14 protein-coding genes and 2 pseudogenes are annotated in these 16,270 nt (G+C 47.8%); all 16 read right to left on the reverse strand.

Annotated features, from left to right (window positions below; all coding sequences use genetic code 11):
- Positions 1 to 15 precede the first annotated feature (15 nt).
- Complete coding sequence (locus C400_RS26805) at positions 16 to 216, reverse strand: helix-turn-helix domain-containing protein (RefSeq protein ID WP_080561116.1); 201 nt, start codon at positions 214 to 216, stop codon at positions 16 to 18.
- Positions 168 to 716, reverse strand: a complete 549-nt coding sequence (gene folK, locus C400_RS0111255) for a 2-amino-4-hydroxy-6-hydroxymethyldihydropteridine diphosphokinase (protein ID WP_017427046.1) — start codon at positions 714 to 716, stop codon at positions 168 to 170. The genes C400_RS26805 and folK overlap by 49 nt, the downstream gene beginning before the upstream one ends.
- 9 nt (positions 717 to 725) lie before the next feature.
- On the reverse strand, positions 726 to 1,088 hold the full coding sequence (gene folB / locus C400_RS0111260; protein ID WP_013368705.1) for a dihydroneopterin aldolase: 363 nt from the start codon (positions 1,086 to 1,088) through the stop codon (positions 726 to 728).
- Positions 1,089 to 1,159: 71 nt separating this feature from the next.
- A complete protein-coding gene (gene folP, locus C400_RS0111265) occupies positions 1,160 to 2,026 on the reverse strand; it encodes a dihydropteroate synthase (RefSeq protein WP_017427047.1) in 867 nt (288 codons plus the stop codon).
- Positions 2,023 to 2,910 (reverse strand): aminotransferase class IV, encoded by an 888-nt coding sequence (locus C400_RS0111270; RefSeq protein ID WP_017427048.1) that lies wholly within the window; start codon positions 2,908 to 2,910, stop codon positions 2,023 to 2,025. Before C400_RS0111270 ends, folP begins: the two co-directional genes overlap by 4 nt.
- A gap of 3 nt (positions 2,911 to 2,913) precedes the next feature.
- Positions 2,914 to 3,488 (reverse strand): annotated as a pseudogene (gene pabA / locus C400_RS0111275) (aminodeoxychorismate/anthranilate synthase component II).
- A 5-nt stretch (positions 3,489 to 3,493) separates the two neighbouring features.
- Positions 3,494 to 5,115: pseudogene (locus C400_RS0111280) on the reverse strand (anthranilate synthase component I family protein).
- A 128-nt stretch (positions 5,116 to 5,243) separates the two neighbouring features.
- A complete protein-coding gene (cysK, locus tag C400_RS0111285) occupies positions 5,244 to 6,182 on the reverse strand; it encodes a cysteine synthase A (RefSeq protein ID WP_016818901.1) in 939 nt (312 codons plus the stop codon).
- Positions 6,183 to 6,422: 240 nt separating this feature from the next.
- Positions 6,423 to 7,373 (reverse strand): peptidyl-prolyl cis-trans isomerase, encoded by a 951-nt coding sequence (locus C400_RS0111290; RefSeq protein ID WP_017427050.1) that lies wholly within the window; start codon positions 7,371 to 7,373, stop codon positions 6,423 to 6,425.
- 20 nt (positions 7,374 to 7,393) lie between these two features.
- Positions 7,394 to 8,278, reverse strand: a complete 885-nt coding sequence (gene hslO, locus C400_RS0111295; RefSeq protein ID WP_016818903.1) for an Hsp33 family molecular chaperone HslO — start codon at positions 8,276 to 8,278, stop codon at positions 7,394 to 7,396.
- 217 nt (positions 8,279 to 8,495) lie between these two features.
- A complete protein-coding gene (locus C400_RS0111300; RefSeq protein WP_013308148.1) occupies positions 8,496 to 9,263 on the reverse strand; it encodes a type III pantothenate kinase in 768 nt (255 codons plus the stop codon).
- A 6-nt stretch (positions 9,264 to 9,269) separates the two neighbouring features.
- Positions 9,270 to 10,160 (reverse strand): carboxylating nicotinate-nucleotide diphosphorylase, encoded by an 891-nt coding sequence (gene nadC / locus C400_RS0111305; RefSeq protein ID WP_016818905.1) that lies wholly within the window; start codon positions 10,158 to 10,160, stop codon positions 9,270 to 9,272.
- A complete protein-coding gene (gene nadB, locus C400_RS0111310; RefSeq protein ID WP_017427051.1) occupies positions 10,150 to 11,763 on the reverse strand; it encodes an L-aspartate oxidase in 1,614 nt (537 codons plus the stop codon). The genes nadC and nadB overlap by 11 nt, the downstream gene beginning before the upstream one ends.
- Positions 11,764 to 12,043: 280 nt before the next feature.
- Positions 12,044 to 14,083 carry an ATP-dependent zinc metalloprotease FtsH gene (gene ftsH / locus C400_RS0111315; protein ID WP_017427052.1) on the reverse strand — a complete coding sequence of 680 codons (2,040 nt, stop codon included), beginning with the start codon at positions 14,081 to 14,083 and terminating at the stop codon, positions 12,044 to 12,046.
- 97 nt (positions 14,084 to 14,180) lie between these two features.
- Entirely contained in the window at positions 14,181 to 14,720 is a 540-nt protein-coding gene (hpt, locus tag C400_RS0111320; protein WP_013368693.1) for a hypoxanthine phosphoribosyltransferase, read from the reverse strand.
- A gap of 47 nt (positions 14,721 to 14,767) precedes the next feature.
- Positions 14,768 to 16,216 (reverse strand): tRNA lysidine(34) synthetase TilS, encoded by a 1,449-nt coding sequence (gene tilS, locus C400_RS0111325; RefSeq protein ID WP_017427053.1) that lies wholly within the window; start codon positions 16,214 to 16,216, stop codon positions 14,768 to 14,770.
- Between the last annotated feature and the right edge of the window lie 54 nt (positions 16,217 to 16,270).

Genomic DNA, 16,270 nt, shown 5'->3' on the forward strand with positions numbered 1-16,270 from the left:
ATCGTATACTTATCTTCATTCCGTCAATTCCCGGACTTCAATCTCTAGCGTTTGGGCAATGATGTTTAGCATGTCTGGGTCTACTGCACGGTTACCTCGCTCTACAGCACCTAATACAGTCAAAGATATGCCCGTTCGGTCTGCCAACTCCTGCTGGGTGAACCCTTTTAGCTTCCGAAAGGCGCGGAGTCGTTGCGCCAGCTGCAAGTTTTCCAAAGCTGTATGCCGTCCTTTCCATCCACAGAATTCAATGCAGTATGCACGATACTGTACAGACCGGACGAATCTTGGTTCGGAACAATGTCAGCCAAGGGAACCAGCACAAAAGCACGCTCCAACATACGAGGGTGAGGAAGCTCCAAATCCGTCGTAGCCAGTTGTTCCGCTTCCATCCACAACAAGTCCAGATCAATGGTTCGTGGACCGTTAGGAATATGTCTTACCCTTCCCAGACGACTCTCCACGTCCAGCATATAAAACAAAAGCTCCTCTGGAGCAAGTGTTGTCGATACGGCTACCGTCATATTCAAAAAAGAAGGCTGATCCAGATATCCAACAGGCTCTGTTTCATACAGACTGGAGCAGCGCAGCACTCGTATCGCCGGATGTTCGTCCAGTGCGGTAATGGCTTCATACAGGGTATGCTCACGCTCCCCCAAATTAGCCCCTAAAGCAATATAAGCCTCTGATGCCTCAGAGGTCGAATGTGCATTCATGTATCGTTCCTACTTTCTTGCGCGATAAAGCTCAACCGTCACACCCTGAAAATGAATATCAAACGGCGGATGCGGCTTCGTCACTTTGACAGTCAGTGCATTGACACTAGTATAAGTGTCCAGTAGGGAAGATGCAATACGTTCGCCTAAAGCTTCAATCAATTGGTAAGATTCCTTTTCTACGATATCTTTCACGGTATAATGCACCTCAGCATAATTAACCGTTTTGTCCAAAGCGTCCTGCTCCCCTGCTTCACGCAGATCAAGCTCCAGTTCCAAGTCAATATAGTAACGCTGTCCCAGCTTACGTTCCTCGGGAAAAACGCCGTGATATCCGTAATACTCCATGCGATGCAATTTCATTTTATCCATCTTAGGTAAGTCCCCCTGTTTTTTTGATTTTATCTATATAAGTTCCACATAAAGGATTCGTGAAGCGGGCTTTACCCACCATAACTCAGTGGATTTTTAGACCCGTACACCATCGCATCACACATACGTACAGTGCGCTTGATTTGTGCCACATCGTGTACACGCACAATCTGGCACCCTTGGGCAATCCCAAAGGCCACGGTAGCCGCAGTTCCCTCCACTACATCATCCACTGGCAAATCCAGTGCTGTACGGATAAATTTTTTACGCGACGTAGCCAACAACAGCGGAAATCCCAGCTGACTTAATGTATCAAGAGAAGTCATGGCATGAATATTTTCATCATAGTCTTTGGCAAAACCGATGCCTGGGTCTAAAATGATCTGCTCCTTACGGACCCCTGCTTTCAGTGCTAATTGGATACTTTCTTGTAAATCGGACAGCATATCAGAAACCAAATCGGTATAGTTACGGTCGTGACGATTATGCATCAAAATGACCGGACAATCGAATTCAGCTGCTACTCGTGCCATATCGGGGTCTGCCTTAAACCCCCACACATCATTAATGATGTGTGCGCCTGCTTCAAGCGCCTGTCTGGCTACTTCGGCTTTGTAAGTATCCACAGACAACGGGATATGCGGTGCAATACGATGGATTGCCTGGACGACCGGAATGACCCGAGCCAGCTCCTCTTCCACACCTACTGGTTCATGACCCGGACGGGTAGATTCCCCACCAATATCAATGATATTCGCTCCATCCTCCACTAGCTTCAATGCATGTAAAACAGCAATCTCTGGATTATAATTTAATCCTCCATCCGAAAATGAATCCGGGGTCACATTAAGTATGCCCATAATCTGGGTGGAATGCCCGAGTGTAAGCTTGGCATCCCCCATTTGATAGCTGCGTTCATAAAGAGTTGGTATATTCACTTCATCCCTGCTTTCTGCCTATAATCATGCAACAGCAAAGCTGTTATGGACTCGGTCTGCGCCAAGGGCACCGATAAATGACTTGCTACGCCTCCCGGTTCCAACAATAAATCCACGGGTCGTATTTCTTGTATAGAGTTGGTCATAAAAATTTCATCAGCCTGTTTCAGCTCATCCCAGTGGTATAACCCTTGCTCACATGGAATGCCCCGCAGGTCCGCCAACTCCAAAATGAACTCACGTGTAATGCCTGGCAGAATTCCTGTAGACAAGTCAGGGGTATACAGCGTATTATTCCGCACAAAAAACAGATTGCTAACTATTCCCTCTGCCAGAAAACCGTTGGCTGTAAGCATTATTCCTTCAGCCTTATAATGGACAGCCTCGGCATACTGCTGAAGTTCCCGCTTCGCAAGAATATTATTCATATAATGGAGCGATTTTAATCGAACCTCCCCCTCCGGAGTATTTCTGGGGGTTCGTAGCAACTGAAGCGCAGAGGATTGCCAGGTTTGTGTATTTGTAGAGGGCAGCGGCTTGGCGAACAAAATATGGTTGGGCCGCGTGTAGTCACCAGATGGCAAGCCCAGTGCCTCTTCACCGGCTGATACGGTGTAGCGGATATAGGCTTCATCCAGCCCATTTGCCACCATCAGATGCTGGATGTGTTTCGTAAGCTGCTCCTTATCCGGTTGAAAAGGAATGCCGAGCATTCGGCAGCCTTCCTCCAGTCGACGTAGATGCCGATCCAGCAGGAAGGGAACCCCGTTATAGGTGCGGAATGTCTCAAACAAGCCCATTCCGTATAAAAAGCCGTGATCACTTACGTGAATCACGGCTTTTGCGGCTTCCGTGAGGACGCCATTGACTCCGATATATCTCATAAATCAGACGCCTACCTTGCGTTTTAGGAAATTGCGCAACAGTTGATGCCCGTAGTCCGTAATAATGGATTCGGGATGGAACTGGACTCCTTCTACGGCAAATTCTTTATGCCGCAAACCCATAATTTCACCCTCTGCGGTTTCAGCGGTAATCTCTAGACATTCAGGCAGGCTCTCGCGCTCTACAAGCAATGAATGATACCGGGTGGCTGTAAATGGAGAAGGCAGGCCTTCAAATACTGAGGTATTGTGATGGAGAATCGGTGACGTTTTGCCGTGCATGAGACGATCAGCCGGATAACCTTACCGCCAAAAGCCTGTCCGATGGCCTGGTGACCGAGACACACGCCAAAAATCGGAATCCGGCCTTTAAAATGGCTGATTACATCCAGCGATATTCCCGCTTCATTCGGCGTGCATGGACCCGGCGAGATCAAAATGTGATCTGGTGCCAGCTCTTCTATGCCTTTCACATCAATCTCATCATTCCGTTTTACGGTTACTTCTTCGCCAAGTTCACCCAGATATTGAACAAGATTGTACGTAAATGAATCATAATTATCAATCACCAAAATCATTAAACTCACCCTCCTGTGATACCGCTCCTGCTCAAAGCGGCTTCTTCTTCCCCACATTGTACCGCCTTCATGACAGCTCTGGCCTTGTTCCGACACTCCCGATATTCTCTGTACGGGTCTGAATCAATGACGATACCCGCACCTGTCTGTAAATAGGCAGTATTGCCCTGAACAGCTAATGTCCTTATTATAATATTTAATTCCATATTACCATTATAGTCAATCCATCCAAGGGACCCCGTATAAGGACCCCGACGGACGGGCTCTAATTCTTCAATAATTTCCATCGTACGCACCTTAGGAGCTCCGGTAATGGTTCCACCCGGGAAGGTAGCAGCAATTACGTCTATAGCTGTACGACCCGTGGCTAACTTCCCCTCAACCTGAGAAACCAGATGCATAACGTGCGAATAATATTCGACAGTCAGCAATTCAGGAACATGCACCGATCCGTATTCAGCAATCCGTCCGATATCGTTACGCTCCAGATCGACGAGCATAATATGCTCGGCTCGTTCTTTTTCACTTGATAGAAGCTCTGCGGCCATAGCGGCATCTTCATCCGGTGTTAGTCCCCTTCTTCTCGTACCTGCAATAGGTCGGGCACTCACACGTCCATCCTCCAGCTTCACCAGCAATTCCGGTGAGCCACTGACGATCCGCAAATCTGGCATGCGCAGCATCCCCATATAAGGGGAAGGATTCAGCAGACGAAGCCATTCATATATATTCTCAGGAAGGGCTGCAAGCGTACGTTTCTGACGAATCGACAAGTTCACCTGAAATACATCCCCTTGAGCAATGTATTCCTGCACACGTTTCACAGCATGTTCAAAATCTTGTTGACTGAATGCCGTTTTCCAGCCCTCAGATTCCTGATGAACAGCCTCTAATCCTTTTTCGGACAGCCGAGCACAACGAAGAGGGTAAGCTGGATCAGTCTCTCCCGCATGTATAATGTTCTTCCACTGAGTCACCATGCGTTCTGTACGTTGGACCGCTTCCGTATAATGCTTGCCAAGTATCGATGCGGTCTCATTCAACATAACCTCATTTGCCAAATCAGTCTGACTACTGAATTCACCGAAGCGGACAGGGTTAGGCATATGAACAGCACAGTATAGGCATGATGTTTCATGATCATAAATCCATAGCTCATTCACCCGCATCCACACATAATCAGGTATATCGGTATCGTCTGCAGCTTGAGTTGGCAAACGCTCTAACGAGCGAGCTACATCGTAGCCCAGGTAGCCTGCAAATCCCCCAGAGAAAAAAGGCATGCCAGGTACACGTGGCGCACGGTAAGGGGCGATCCAATCGTTCATGACTGTCAAAGGTTGTCCATGTATAGCACCATGCTCCCCGCTTTGCAAATCAGTCCAAACTGCTTGTTCTCCCTTGCCTTCCAATATAGCAACCGGATTCAAGGCTAGATACGTATATCTTCCACCTTTAGCGCTCTCCAGCAAGAAGGCATATGGCGACGAATCCTCCCAAGCCTCCGCCACGATGGAGGCAATCCGCCTCCGGGCAATGGGTACTCAGCAATATAGGGAAGTATACTCCAGCCCTCCTTCTGCCAGGTTTGCCACTGCGCCTCCGTCACTCTAGCTGTCCATTTCATCTGTGTGCGCTACCCCTTCCATTACTTTGCCAAAAGTCTGCATTCTTCTCCTTACAAAGAAACCCTCATCCCCCGGTTACAGGGAAATGAGGGTTTCCTTACGTATAGTATACACAATTACGACATAATTACAGCTCGAAATTGTATAGTGGTGTACTCAGGTAACGTTCGCCATTACTTGGAATAATGACAACAATCCGCTTACCCTTGCCCAATTGCTTAGCAAGCTTCAAGGCCGCGTGAACAGCCGCGCCAGAAGAAATACCGGACAAAATGCCCTCTTCCTTGGCCACTCTACGCGCTACCTCGAAAGCTTCATCGTTTTCTACATGAAAAATTTCGTCATAGATATCGCGATTTAGAATTTCAGGAATAAAGTTGGCACCCAGCCCTTGAATTTTGTGAGGTCCTGGCTTGCCGCCTGCTAGCAATGGGGAAGAAGCGGGCTCTACAGCCACGATTTTAATATCAGGGAATTCTTTTTTAAGCACTTCTCCAGCACCGGAAATAGTTCCACCAGTCCCTATACCTGCTATAAAAGCGTCCAGAGTGCCGCCAATGGAACGAATCGCTTCTACGATCTCAGGACCCGTCGTTTCACGGTGAATTTTGATATTAGCTTTGTTCTTGAACTGCTCGGCAGCGAAATAATCCGGGTTTTCGCTCAATAGCTCTTCCATTTTCTTAACAGATCCGTTCATACCCTCTGAGCCAGGTGTTAACACAAGCTCGGCTCCATAAGCACGCAGCAAATTACGACGCTCTATACTCATCGTTTCTGGCATAACAATTACTGCTTTATACCCCTTCGCAGCAGCAACCATAGCCAAGCCGATTCCTGTGTTACCGCTAGTTGCTTCAATAATAGTACCGCCCGGCTTAAGCAGACCTTCACGCTCAGCTTCTTCCACCATACTAATCGCAATACGGTCTTTTACACTGGAGCCCGGGTTCTGATATTCCAGTTTCAAATAAATTTCGGCGCTATCTTCCGGTACGATCCGGTTGAGGCGAACGAGGGGAGTCTCCCCGATAAGGTCGGTGATGTTATTAACAACTTTAGCCATGATAATTCCTCCCTGACTGTAGATGATATATTAAAAATTGCGAAAACATATTGTAGATGATTCTAGGTAAATCATTCTTCGTGTTATGCCGTTCATTTAATTTCCGATAAAAATAGTTGGTTTTATACGCTAATCATAACAATCTTCAATTCCATTGTCAATACGAGTAAATAAGCTACAATGCTGTTCGCCCGCGTTATCCGCACCGTGCTTCCTTCAAATCTAGATTCTTTTACGACGCTATAGAGAAGCGGAAGGTACCTCTTTCCCAGATAAAATACGAGCTCCATATTTATCACGCAGACTCTTCTCGACCTCATCCAAAGGAGCGGCTTGTGCAAGCGCAAGCGACCGGCGAATTTGCTGACGAATCTGCCGCTTATCCGAAGAACTCTTTAGCCTGACATCCTGTACATAAATGACCGCATAGCCATCGTTAATGGAGATGGGACCTGCAACGTCCCCGGAGCTTAGTTCTCTTGCCGCCTTCATGATCGCCTCCGGTTGATATGGGTCATATTCATCCACCCATCCTAGCTGTCCGCTATGATCCTCGCCGAGAAGATTACCTGAGCCTGAATGTTCCCGAAGCAGCGTGTCGAAGCTTTCTCCTTGCTTAACCCGATCCAGCAACACCTCTGCTTCCTCTGCTTTGGCCACATAAAGAGCTGCCAGTTTGATCTGCTTACCAACGGCAAATTCCTCAGGGTGCTGTTCCCAATACTCGTCAATCTCCGTTTCCTCAACCTGAATACCTTGCGTGGCTATTTTCTCCAAGCCAATTCGGTACTCCGCTTCATTCCGCAAGTCAACCGGATCTAGGCCAAATTGTCGCTGCATTTCCTCAAAGTAGGCGTGTTCTGAGTCGTACCCTTTGCTATCCTGCTCCAGCACCTGCTGTAAATCCTCTTGGGTGATCTTGATACCGAGACGCTTGGTTTCAGCCTGCACGGCTTTACGATTCAACATTTGCAACAGCGTATTCGTTCCATATCGCTTTTTCAGTTCCGCTACCCACTGTTCCTCCGATATGCCTTCCTGACCCATCTCCGCCACAGTATGATCGCCGTCATCCTTGCTTACATCACCCGGCTTTAACAGCCCCCGAAGCATGATAAGACCACCCAAGGCGGCGACGCTAACGGTCAGAATAATGACAGCTGTCCATAATCCCTTTTCCCGTGTAGTCATCGCTTACACCGCCTATCCGGTTAGGCCTTGGCTTGATCTAACAGATTTTGCAATTCATCCTTATTAAACTGATAAGCCTCATTACAAAAGTGACACACGACCTCAGCCTGTCCTTCTTCCTCAATCAATTGCTTCAATTCACTTTCTCCCAGACTGATCAATGTTTTCTCTACGCGCTCGCGTGAGCACTCACATTGAAAATGGATATCCATTTCATCAAGGATTCGAACGTCCGGCAGCATCCAACGCAGCATTTCGTCAAGCTCTAGCCCTTGATCCAACAGAGCGGTAACGGGTGGAATGGAGCCGACTGCATTTTCGATAGCAGTAATCTCATCATCATTCAAACCTGGAAGCAATTGAATAATAAACCCGCCGGCCACTATAACGGAGTTATCCGTATCTACCAGCACACCCAAACCCACCGCTGACGGAGTCTGTTCGGATTTGGCAAAATAATAGGTAAAGTCTTCACCAAGTTCACCTGAAATAATCGGGATACTACCGCGATACGGCTCTTTTAATCCCAAATCCTTGATGATATGAATAAATCCCTCTGTACCTACTGCACCCGCTACATCCAGTTTGCCCATACTATTGCTTGGCAAATGCACATGGGGCTCAGTAACATACCCTCGCACTTCCCCTACAGCATTGGCATCCACGACGATTTGACCAATCGGCCCATCACCTTTGACTTGAATGGTCAGTCTTTCTTTGCCTTTGAGCATGGAACCCATAATTGCACCTGCTGTGAGAGTTCGTCCCAAAGCAGCAGTTGCTGTAGGATAAGTATCATGTCTTCTCCGCAATTCTTCTACCAATTGAGTTGTCCGAACCGCAAAGGCTCTAACCCTTCCATCCATGGCTGTACCGCGAATAAGTCGATCCTGCTTATTTTCCATATTGATATCCTCCCCTATTATCCAAGGCAGCCATGCTGCTTATTTTCGTTAGTATTTCCTCATCCTTGAAACATCATTTCCCACTATATAAACAACCTGCCTTAACAGATCACCGAATTGTTCAAAAACGTAACATATTTCAGTATAGACGAAAAACGCCGCTAATCCAAACCGATAAGATCATCGGCTTGACTCAGCGGCAGCTTATATCCACTTTTTATTCGGCGTTACGTTGGTAAATGATGCGTAATCCTTCGAGCGTCAACATCGGCAACACTTTCTGAATGCTCTCTGTCTCTGATGCGATTAGCTCTGCAAGACCTCCGGTAGCAATAACCGTGGGTTCTGCCTGCATTTCTTCCTTAATGCGCCTCACAATGCCATCCACTTGCCCAGCGTAACCGAAAATAATCCCGGCTTGCATGGCATGGACCGTATTCCGACCAATAACCTTTTTGGGTTTCTCCAACTCGATACGAGGGAGCTTGGAAGCCCGTTGATACAGTGCCTCTGTCGAAATGCCGATACCCGGCACAATGACTCCACCCAGATAGTTTCCCTTATCGTCAATACAATCAAACGTCGTCGCCGTTCCAAAATCCACCACAACGAGAGGCCCGCCGAACCGTTCTACAGCCGCAACAGCGTTCACGATCCGATCCGCACCTACTTCACGCGGATTCTCGTAACGCAGGTTAAGACCGGTCTTGATTCCCGGTCCGACGATTAACGGCGTTTTGCCTATATATTTATCGCACATTTCCTCTAATACACGGACCAACGGCGGAACGACAGAGGAAATAATAACTCCCTGAATGTCATCCTTTAATACGCCGCCCATACTAAAAAGATTATGTATGAGTACGCCGTATTCATCCGCTGTTGCCTGTCTGGAGGTGCTGATCCGGTAGTGGTGCAACAGCTCGCGCCCTTCATACATTCCTAGAACAATATTGGTATTACCTACATCCACTACAAGAATCAATCGGTGTCACCTATCTTTCTTAGCGTTAAGGTCAAGGCTGATATCCAGGTTATGAAAAGAGTATGTCAGCCTGCCTACAGAAATCACATCTACGCCGCTCTCAGCCATCTCACGCACTGTATCCAACGATACATTGCCTGAGGCTTCTGTTTTGACGTGTGGGGCCTGTTCACGAATGAAGCGAACGGCTTCCTTCATATCTGGGACGGACATGTTATCCAGCATAATAATATCCGCCCCAGCCTCCAGAGCTTCCCGGACTTGCGTCATGTTTTCCGTCTCTACTTCGATCGTCATTGTATGCGGTATATGCGCGCGCGCTCGGCTGACCGCCTGTGCAATCCCACCCGCGCCCTTAATATGATTATCCTTAATCATAACCGCATCGTACAGACCAAAGCGATGATTCGAGCCGCCACCTACACGCACAGCATACTTCTCTAACAGTCGATGTCCTGGCGTTGTTTTACGTGTGTCCACCAAGCGCGTGGAAAGTCCATGCAGTTGATCTATAAAAGTCCGCGTCCGCGTTGCAATACCGGACATCCGCTGAAGTAAATTTAATGCCAATCGCTCCCCGGTCAAAATCGCATGAGTACTCCCATTCACTTCTGCCAAAACGCTCCCCTTTTCAATCCATTGGCCATCGGTCACCAACGGAGTGAACGACAAGGAAGGGTCCACTACTCGAAATACAAGTTCAGCCACAGGTAAACCCGCAATCACGCCGCTCTCTTTGGCATGAATGACAGCCTTGGATTGGTGACCCGGCTCAATCGTCCAACGTGTGGTCACATCGCCAGAACCTGTATCTTCTCGCAGCCAGCTGCGAATTTGTGCCGTCAGTTCTTCCTGATATCCGCTAAACTCTCCATAAAGCTCGCTGTTAGATGTCATGAACGCTCTCCTCCGTTATGCCTTGCTCACGTCGCTGCTGGACATGCTTTCGCCACATGCGATCATCTGTCTCAGGGAAGTCCTCACGATAGTGTGCCCCCCGGCTCTCCTCACGCAGTAGCGCACCATCTGCTACTAATAAAGCACAGGTGAGCAAATTGGCGAATTCGATCTCTTCCCGGCTGGTGATCACAGCCTGAAAAACAGACACTAGCCCGTGCAGCTCTTCTAAAGCTGCTTGCAGCCCTTCACTATGCCGACGAACTCCAGCATAATGAACCATCGTTTCTTGCAGCTTATGTCGCTGTCCCACGACGGATGAAGCCTGGAACTCTGCACGGTTATCACTGTAAGATATCAAAGTATGGCCGACCAGCGGTGGCAATGAATGCAGCCGCTCGATAATCCTGCTGGCGAACACAATAGCTTCAGATAACGAATTGCTCGCCAGACGATTAGCACCGTGAACACCTGTGGAAGAAGTCTCTCCACAAGCGAACAAACGCCTAACGGAGCTTTCCCCGTATAGATTAGTCTGGATACCACCCATCATATAATGGGCAGCAGGAGCAATGGGAATCCAGCCTGTCGTCATATCCAAACCATATGACAGACATGTCCGATAAATCGTCGGAAAACGTTGCTTTACCCGCTCAGGCGGCTCGTGTGTAATATCCAGGTATACAAACGTAGACTGAGTGCGTTCCATCTCATGGATGATCGCACGAGCTACGATATCTCTGGGTGCAAGCTCCTGTCGGGAATCGTACTTGTCCATGAAGCGTTCTCCATGAATGTTGCGTAACACGGCCCCTTCTCCCCGTACGGCTTCGGAAATTAGAAACCTTGGAGCGCCCGGATGGCACAACGCCGTAGGATGAAACTGTACGAACTCCATATCCCGTACAACTGCCCCCGCACGATAAGCCATAGCAATACCGTCCCCAGTTGCGATACCCGGGTTAGTCGTGTAACGGTATAATTGCCCGCTACCTCCTGAGCACAAAATGGTTGCATTGGCAGTGATATACGACCTTTCCCCATCTGGCATTTGAACGAGGGCCCCAATACACTCACCATGCTCAGTCAGCAGGTCAATGACCATGCACTCTTCCCACACCTCAATACCGGGATGGGCGACAACCTGCTGTGACAAGGCACGCACGATTTCATAACCGGTGGCATCTCCATTTGCATGCAAAATGCGACGATGACTATGCGCCCCCTCTCGGGTTAGCGCTAGTTCACCATTCACACGGTCAAAGGCTGTCCCCAATCGTATTAACTCTTTAATACCTTCTGGGCCTTCATGAACAAGCGTTCTGACCGCCTCGGGTTCACACAGACCTGCACCAGCAATCAGAGTATCTTGCATGTGGTAAGCCGGTGTATCCTCGTCCGATGTGACAGCAGCAATGCCGCCTTGAGCATAACGTGTGTTGCTTTCCATTAAAGTTTTCTTGGTAATCAGCAACACTTTCCGATTCTCCGCAGCCTTAATCGCTGTATATAAGCCCGCAATACCGGAGCCGATGATTAAGACGTCGGCTTCGTATTGGGTCAATTCCGCTACATTAAAATCAACTAGATATCTTGGAATCATGCCTTTCACCTGATTTCACAGAAGAATAGCGCACACCATAGATCGTACAGTATGCGCTCACGGATATGTTCAAAATGATAGTAAGTCGATTGCAGCGGCTGTTGGCCTTTTAAGCTAGGAAGGCGACAGCCGTTTATTTAACAATAAATGTACACAACGTTCCTGTGTCTGTCAAATCACGTCAGCAATAATCTTCCACATTTAAAAAAGCTTCGGAAAACCAATAGGATCTGGTTCCCCGAAGCTTACATATATGCTTATTCAACTATCCATCAGATGATCAGGTTGTTGTCGGTGGAGTACCGCCGGAATTGCCTGAATTGTTATCATCCTCTGGTTTTTGCAGATTAGGGATATCGTTCGGTTGATCTGTTGTATTCTTAGGCTCGTCATCCTTACCTTGAATACGTACACGAACATCACCGATGTTGTCGATCACAGGCTCACCGTTTTCCGGTGTTCCTTCTCCCTCATTCGTATTGCCGTTCAAAGAACCTGTCTCGATCAAACGTTTGATTTGTTCAAGCTCCAGGGTTTCTTCTTCCAACAAGGTTTGAGCGATCAAATGAACCTCTTTCGAATACTTCGTCAAGAGTTCTCTAGCACGCTCATAGGAGTCAGTGATGAAGCGATTCATCTCCTGGTCAATCTCATAAGCAATCTGATCACTGTAGTTTTGCTCATGACCAATATCACGTCCAAGGAATACTTGACCTTGGGAAGTTCCGAACTGCATCGGGCCGAGCTTCTCACTCATACCGTATTCCACGATCATGCTACGCGCAATGCCTGTCGCTTGTTGGAAGTCACTATAAGCCCCTGTTCCGATCTCACCAATAAACAGCTCCTCGGAAACACGTCCACCCAACAATCCAGTGATTTTGTCCAGCAATTCCTGCTTGGTTGTCAGCATGCGGTCTTCCTTCGGAAGCATGATGACATATCCGCCTGCACGTCCACGTGGAATAATGGTTACCTTGTGAACCATATCGGCATTCTCCAGGAAGTAACCAATAATCGTATGCCCTGCTTCATGATAAGCAACAATCCGTTTCTCGCGGTCACTGATTACGCGGCTGCGTTTTTCAGTACCTACGATCACGCGGTCGATAGCTTCATCTACTTCTCGCATCGAAATATCTCTACGGTTGCGACGAGCGGCCAGCAAGGCAGCTTCGTTCAACAAGTTTTCCAGATCAGCGCCCGTAAAGCCTGTTGTACGTTTCGCAATGACGTCCAATTTAACATCCTTCGTTAATGGTTTGTTGCGTGCATGTACATGCAATACTGCTTCGCGACCTTTAACATCTGGACGGTCAACCGTAATTTGACGGTCAAAACGTCCAGGACGAAGCAAGGCTGGATCTAGAATGTCCGGACGGTTAGTAGCAGCAACGATGATGATGCCCTCGTTTGCGCCAAATCCGTCCATCTCTACGAGCAATTGGTTGAGCGTTTGCTCACGTTCATCATGTCCGCCACCCAATCCGGCGCCACGTTGACGTCCAACGGCATCAATTTCATCAATAAAAATGATACAAGGAGCGTTCTTCTTCGCATTCTCGAACAAGTCACGAACACGGGAAGCACCGACCCCGACGAACATTTCTACAAAATCAGAACCTGAGATACTGAAAAACGGCACTCCGGCCTCGCCTGCAACAGCTCTCGCCAAGAGTGTTTTACCCGTACCTGGAGGACCCACTAACAGAACACCTTTTGGAATACGAGCGCCCACGGCTGCGAACTTACGTGGGTCCTTCAAGAATTCTACGACTTCGACAAGCTCCTGCTTCTCTTCGTCAGCCCCTGCTACGTCTTCGAAGGTAACTTTCTTCTTCTCTTCGTTATACAGACGGGCTTTGCTCTTGCCGAAGTTCATTACTTTGCCGCCACCGCCCTGTGCCTGATTAAACAGGAAGAAGAACAACAGGAACATGATCACCAAAGGAATGATAGAAGTCAAAAATGTCAGCCAAATGCTTTCGCCTTCCATTTTCTTCTGTACGTATTCAAACCCGTTCGTTTCGCTGGCATTCACCAGTTCACTTAGTGCTTGATCCGTTGGTGGAACGTATACGGAAAAATTGGTTGATTTAGCATTAGCCGGCTGCTTCTTATATGCACCGGTTACAAGATAGGCGTAACCGTCAAATTGGACCGTTACTTTAGAGATATTATTAGCTTTAACCTCTTGCCGTAATTGGTCATATCTAGGGAGATCGGAGGCTTCGTTACTGTTGCTAACAAACTGAACGATACCCACCACAACTAAAAAAAGAATCAAATAAAAACCAGAATTCCGGATGAACCGATTCATCCCCTACCTCCTCTCGAGACACTTAAGTTATTTTACCATAGCCTGTAAGCCCTTCTCAACAAAGGACCCTATTTAGTCCTAGGACTGGAGGCTGAGATTAGCTGGTGTAGATTTCCGGCTTTAAAATCCCTATGTATGGGAGGTTCCGGTAGTGCTCGGCATAGTCCAGACCATAGCCGACAACAAACGCATCCGGAAGTGTAAATCCGGTGTAATCAGCTTCAAGATTAACTGTCCGGCGTGCAGGCTTGTCGAACAAAGTTACGACACATACCGAATTGGCATTACGATTTTTAAGCAATTCAATCAAATGTGTCAGTGTCAGACCACTGTCGATAATATCTTCGACAATCAGAACATCGCGTCCTTCTACGGAAGCGTCCAAATCTTTGATGATTTTAACGACGCCTGATGATTTGGTGGATACTCCATAACTAGATACAGCCATGAAATCAAGTTCCAACGGCACTGTAATGGATTTAACCAAATCGGCCATAAAGATAAACGCACCCTTCAGCACGCAAATCACCAATGGATTTTTCCCTTCATATTTCACGCTAAGCTGTGCGCCTAATTCCTTGATTTTACTCTGAATTTCTTCTTCACTGATCAATACTTCCTGAATATCATTTTGCAACGGTGTAAACCTCCTAAGTTTATACTATGAAAGCCGTTCCTGCGCAATTACCGGTACCCCGGACTCTCTCGTCTTTGCCATGACATATATATAACCGAAGACGTGTGCTTTTGCACCGCAGCATGTACAGAACGTCGTACGCCCGGAATCCAGAGAACAACTCCAGAATGGTCGCAGACGATGGGAAGAACGGAACGCATTGAAGGAGGTATTTTTTCATCAATAAAAATATCTTTAACCTTTTTTCTTCCGTTTAATCCCATTACATACATGGTATCTCCAGGTAATCGCGAGCGTACAGTCAACGGCAGAGTCAATTCATCTGCGTCGAACCATGCTTCTTCCTCATTCGCCGGATGTTGTCCATCCAAATAGGAAGCTCTTTGCCACCGGAGTATACCACCCGCTTCAGGCAACTCAAGCTCACCGGAAATAGGCAATACGCTCAGTCCATAGCTCCATTCACCCATAACGACTTGCGTACGGTCAAACAAAACCGCCTGGTCATATTCGCGGACTCCAACCGCACCGCCGCCCAAGTCCAAGCTCCATGTAGAAGTTGTCTCCTGGAGAAGTCTTAGTCGAACGGTCTCAATTTTACGAAAATCAAAATTTCCACTGTCCGAAGGCAGATAATTTAATATTAGTTTAATCAACCTCCGTTGTAAAGCAACGGATAGCTCACGGTATGATGCGATGGAAAACATGTACCTGCCATTATTGAAATGCACCATTTTCTCGTATACCGACAGTGTAGCTGCCTCCATAAAATCATTTTCGTCAGCCATCGTTTCGGCTAGCCGGTTCAGGGACGGTGTCAGTTGCTCATTATATTGCCCCAAAAAAGGAAGCACATCCATGCGGATGGCATTACGACGGTATTTGGTCGATAAATTAGTGCTGTCTGTCACATAGGAAAGACCATAAAAGTTACAATACTCAATCAAGTCAGCCTTGTACATACGAAGCAGCGGGCGAATGAGTTGCACATTTTTTTCGGTGCGTGCCAAACGCATACCCGCCAAACCCGCCGGTCCGCTACCGCGCAGCAAGTGCAAGAGGACTGTCTCCGCTTGATCATCGCCATGGTGAGCCATAGCAATATGCTGTGCCTCCCACTTCGTAGCCGTATCATGTAAAAAGCTGTACCGTAGCTCACGGGCCGCTTCCTGTGGACCCTTGCCGCTTTCCTTTATATAAGCGGGTGCATCAACCCGGATCATTTCAAATGGAAGCTTGAGCTTTCGGGCAATATTGCGTACCTCTTCAGCCTCCGCATCCGATTCCTCTGGCCTGAAGCCATGATGAACATGAGCGCAGACAAGTTGTAATGGCATATGTATAACGGATATTTCATGTAAAATGTGCAAAAGGGCCACCGAATCCGGTCCACCGGATACAGCAACCACAATGCGGTCTCCGGGGCTCCACAGGGAATGTTCTCGCGCCAAAGCGAGCACTTCCTGTACAACACCGGTCGGTTTTGTTGTTCCCATTCACGACCCTCTTTTCTCCCGACCGTAAAAATGATGATCCTCTGTTATCTTATG

This window comes from Paenibacillus sp. ICGEB2008, assembly GCF_000307675.1.
GTDB classification, from domain to species: Bacteria; Bacillota; Bacilli; order Paenibacillales; family Paenibacillaceae; genus Paenibacillus; species Paenibacillus polymyxa.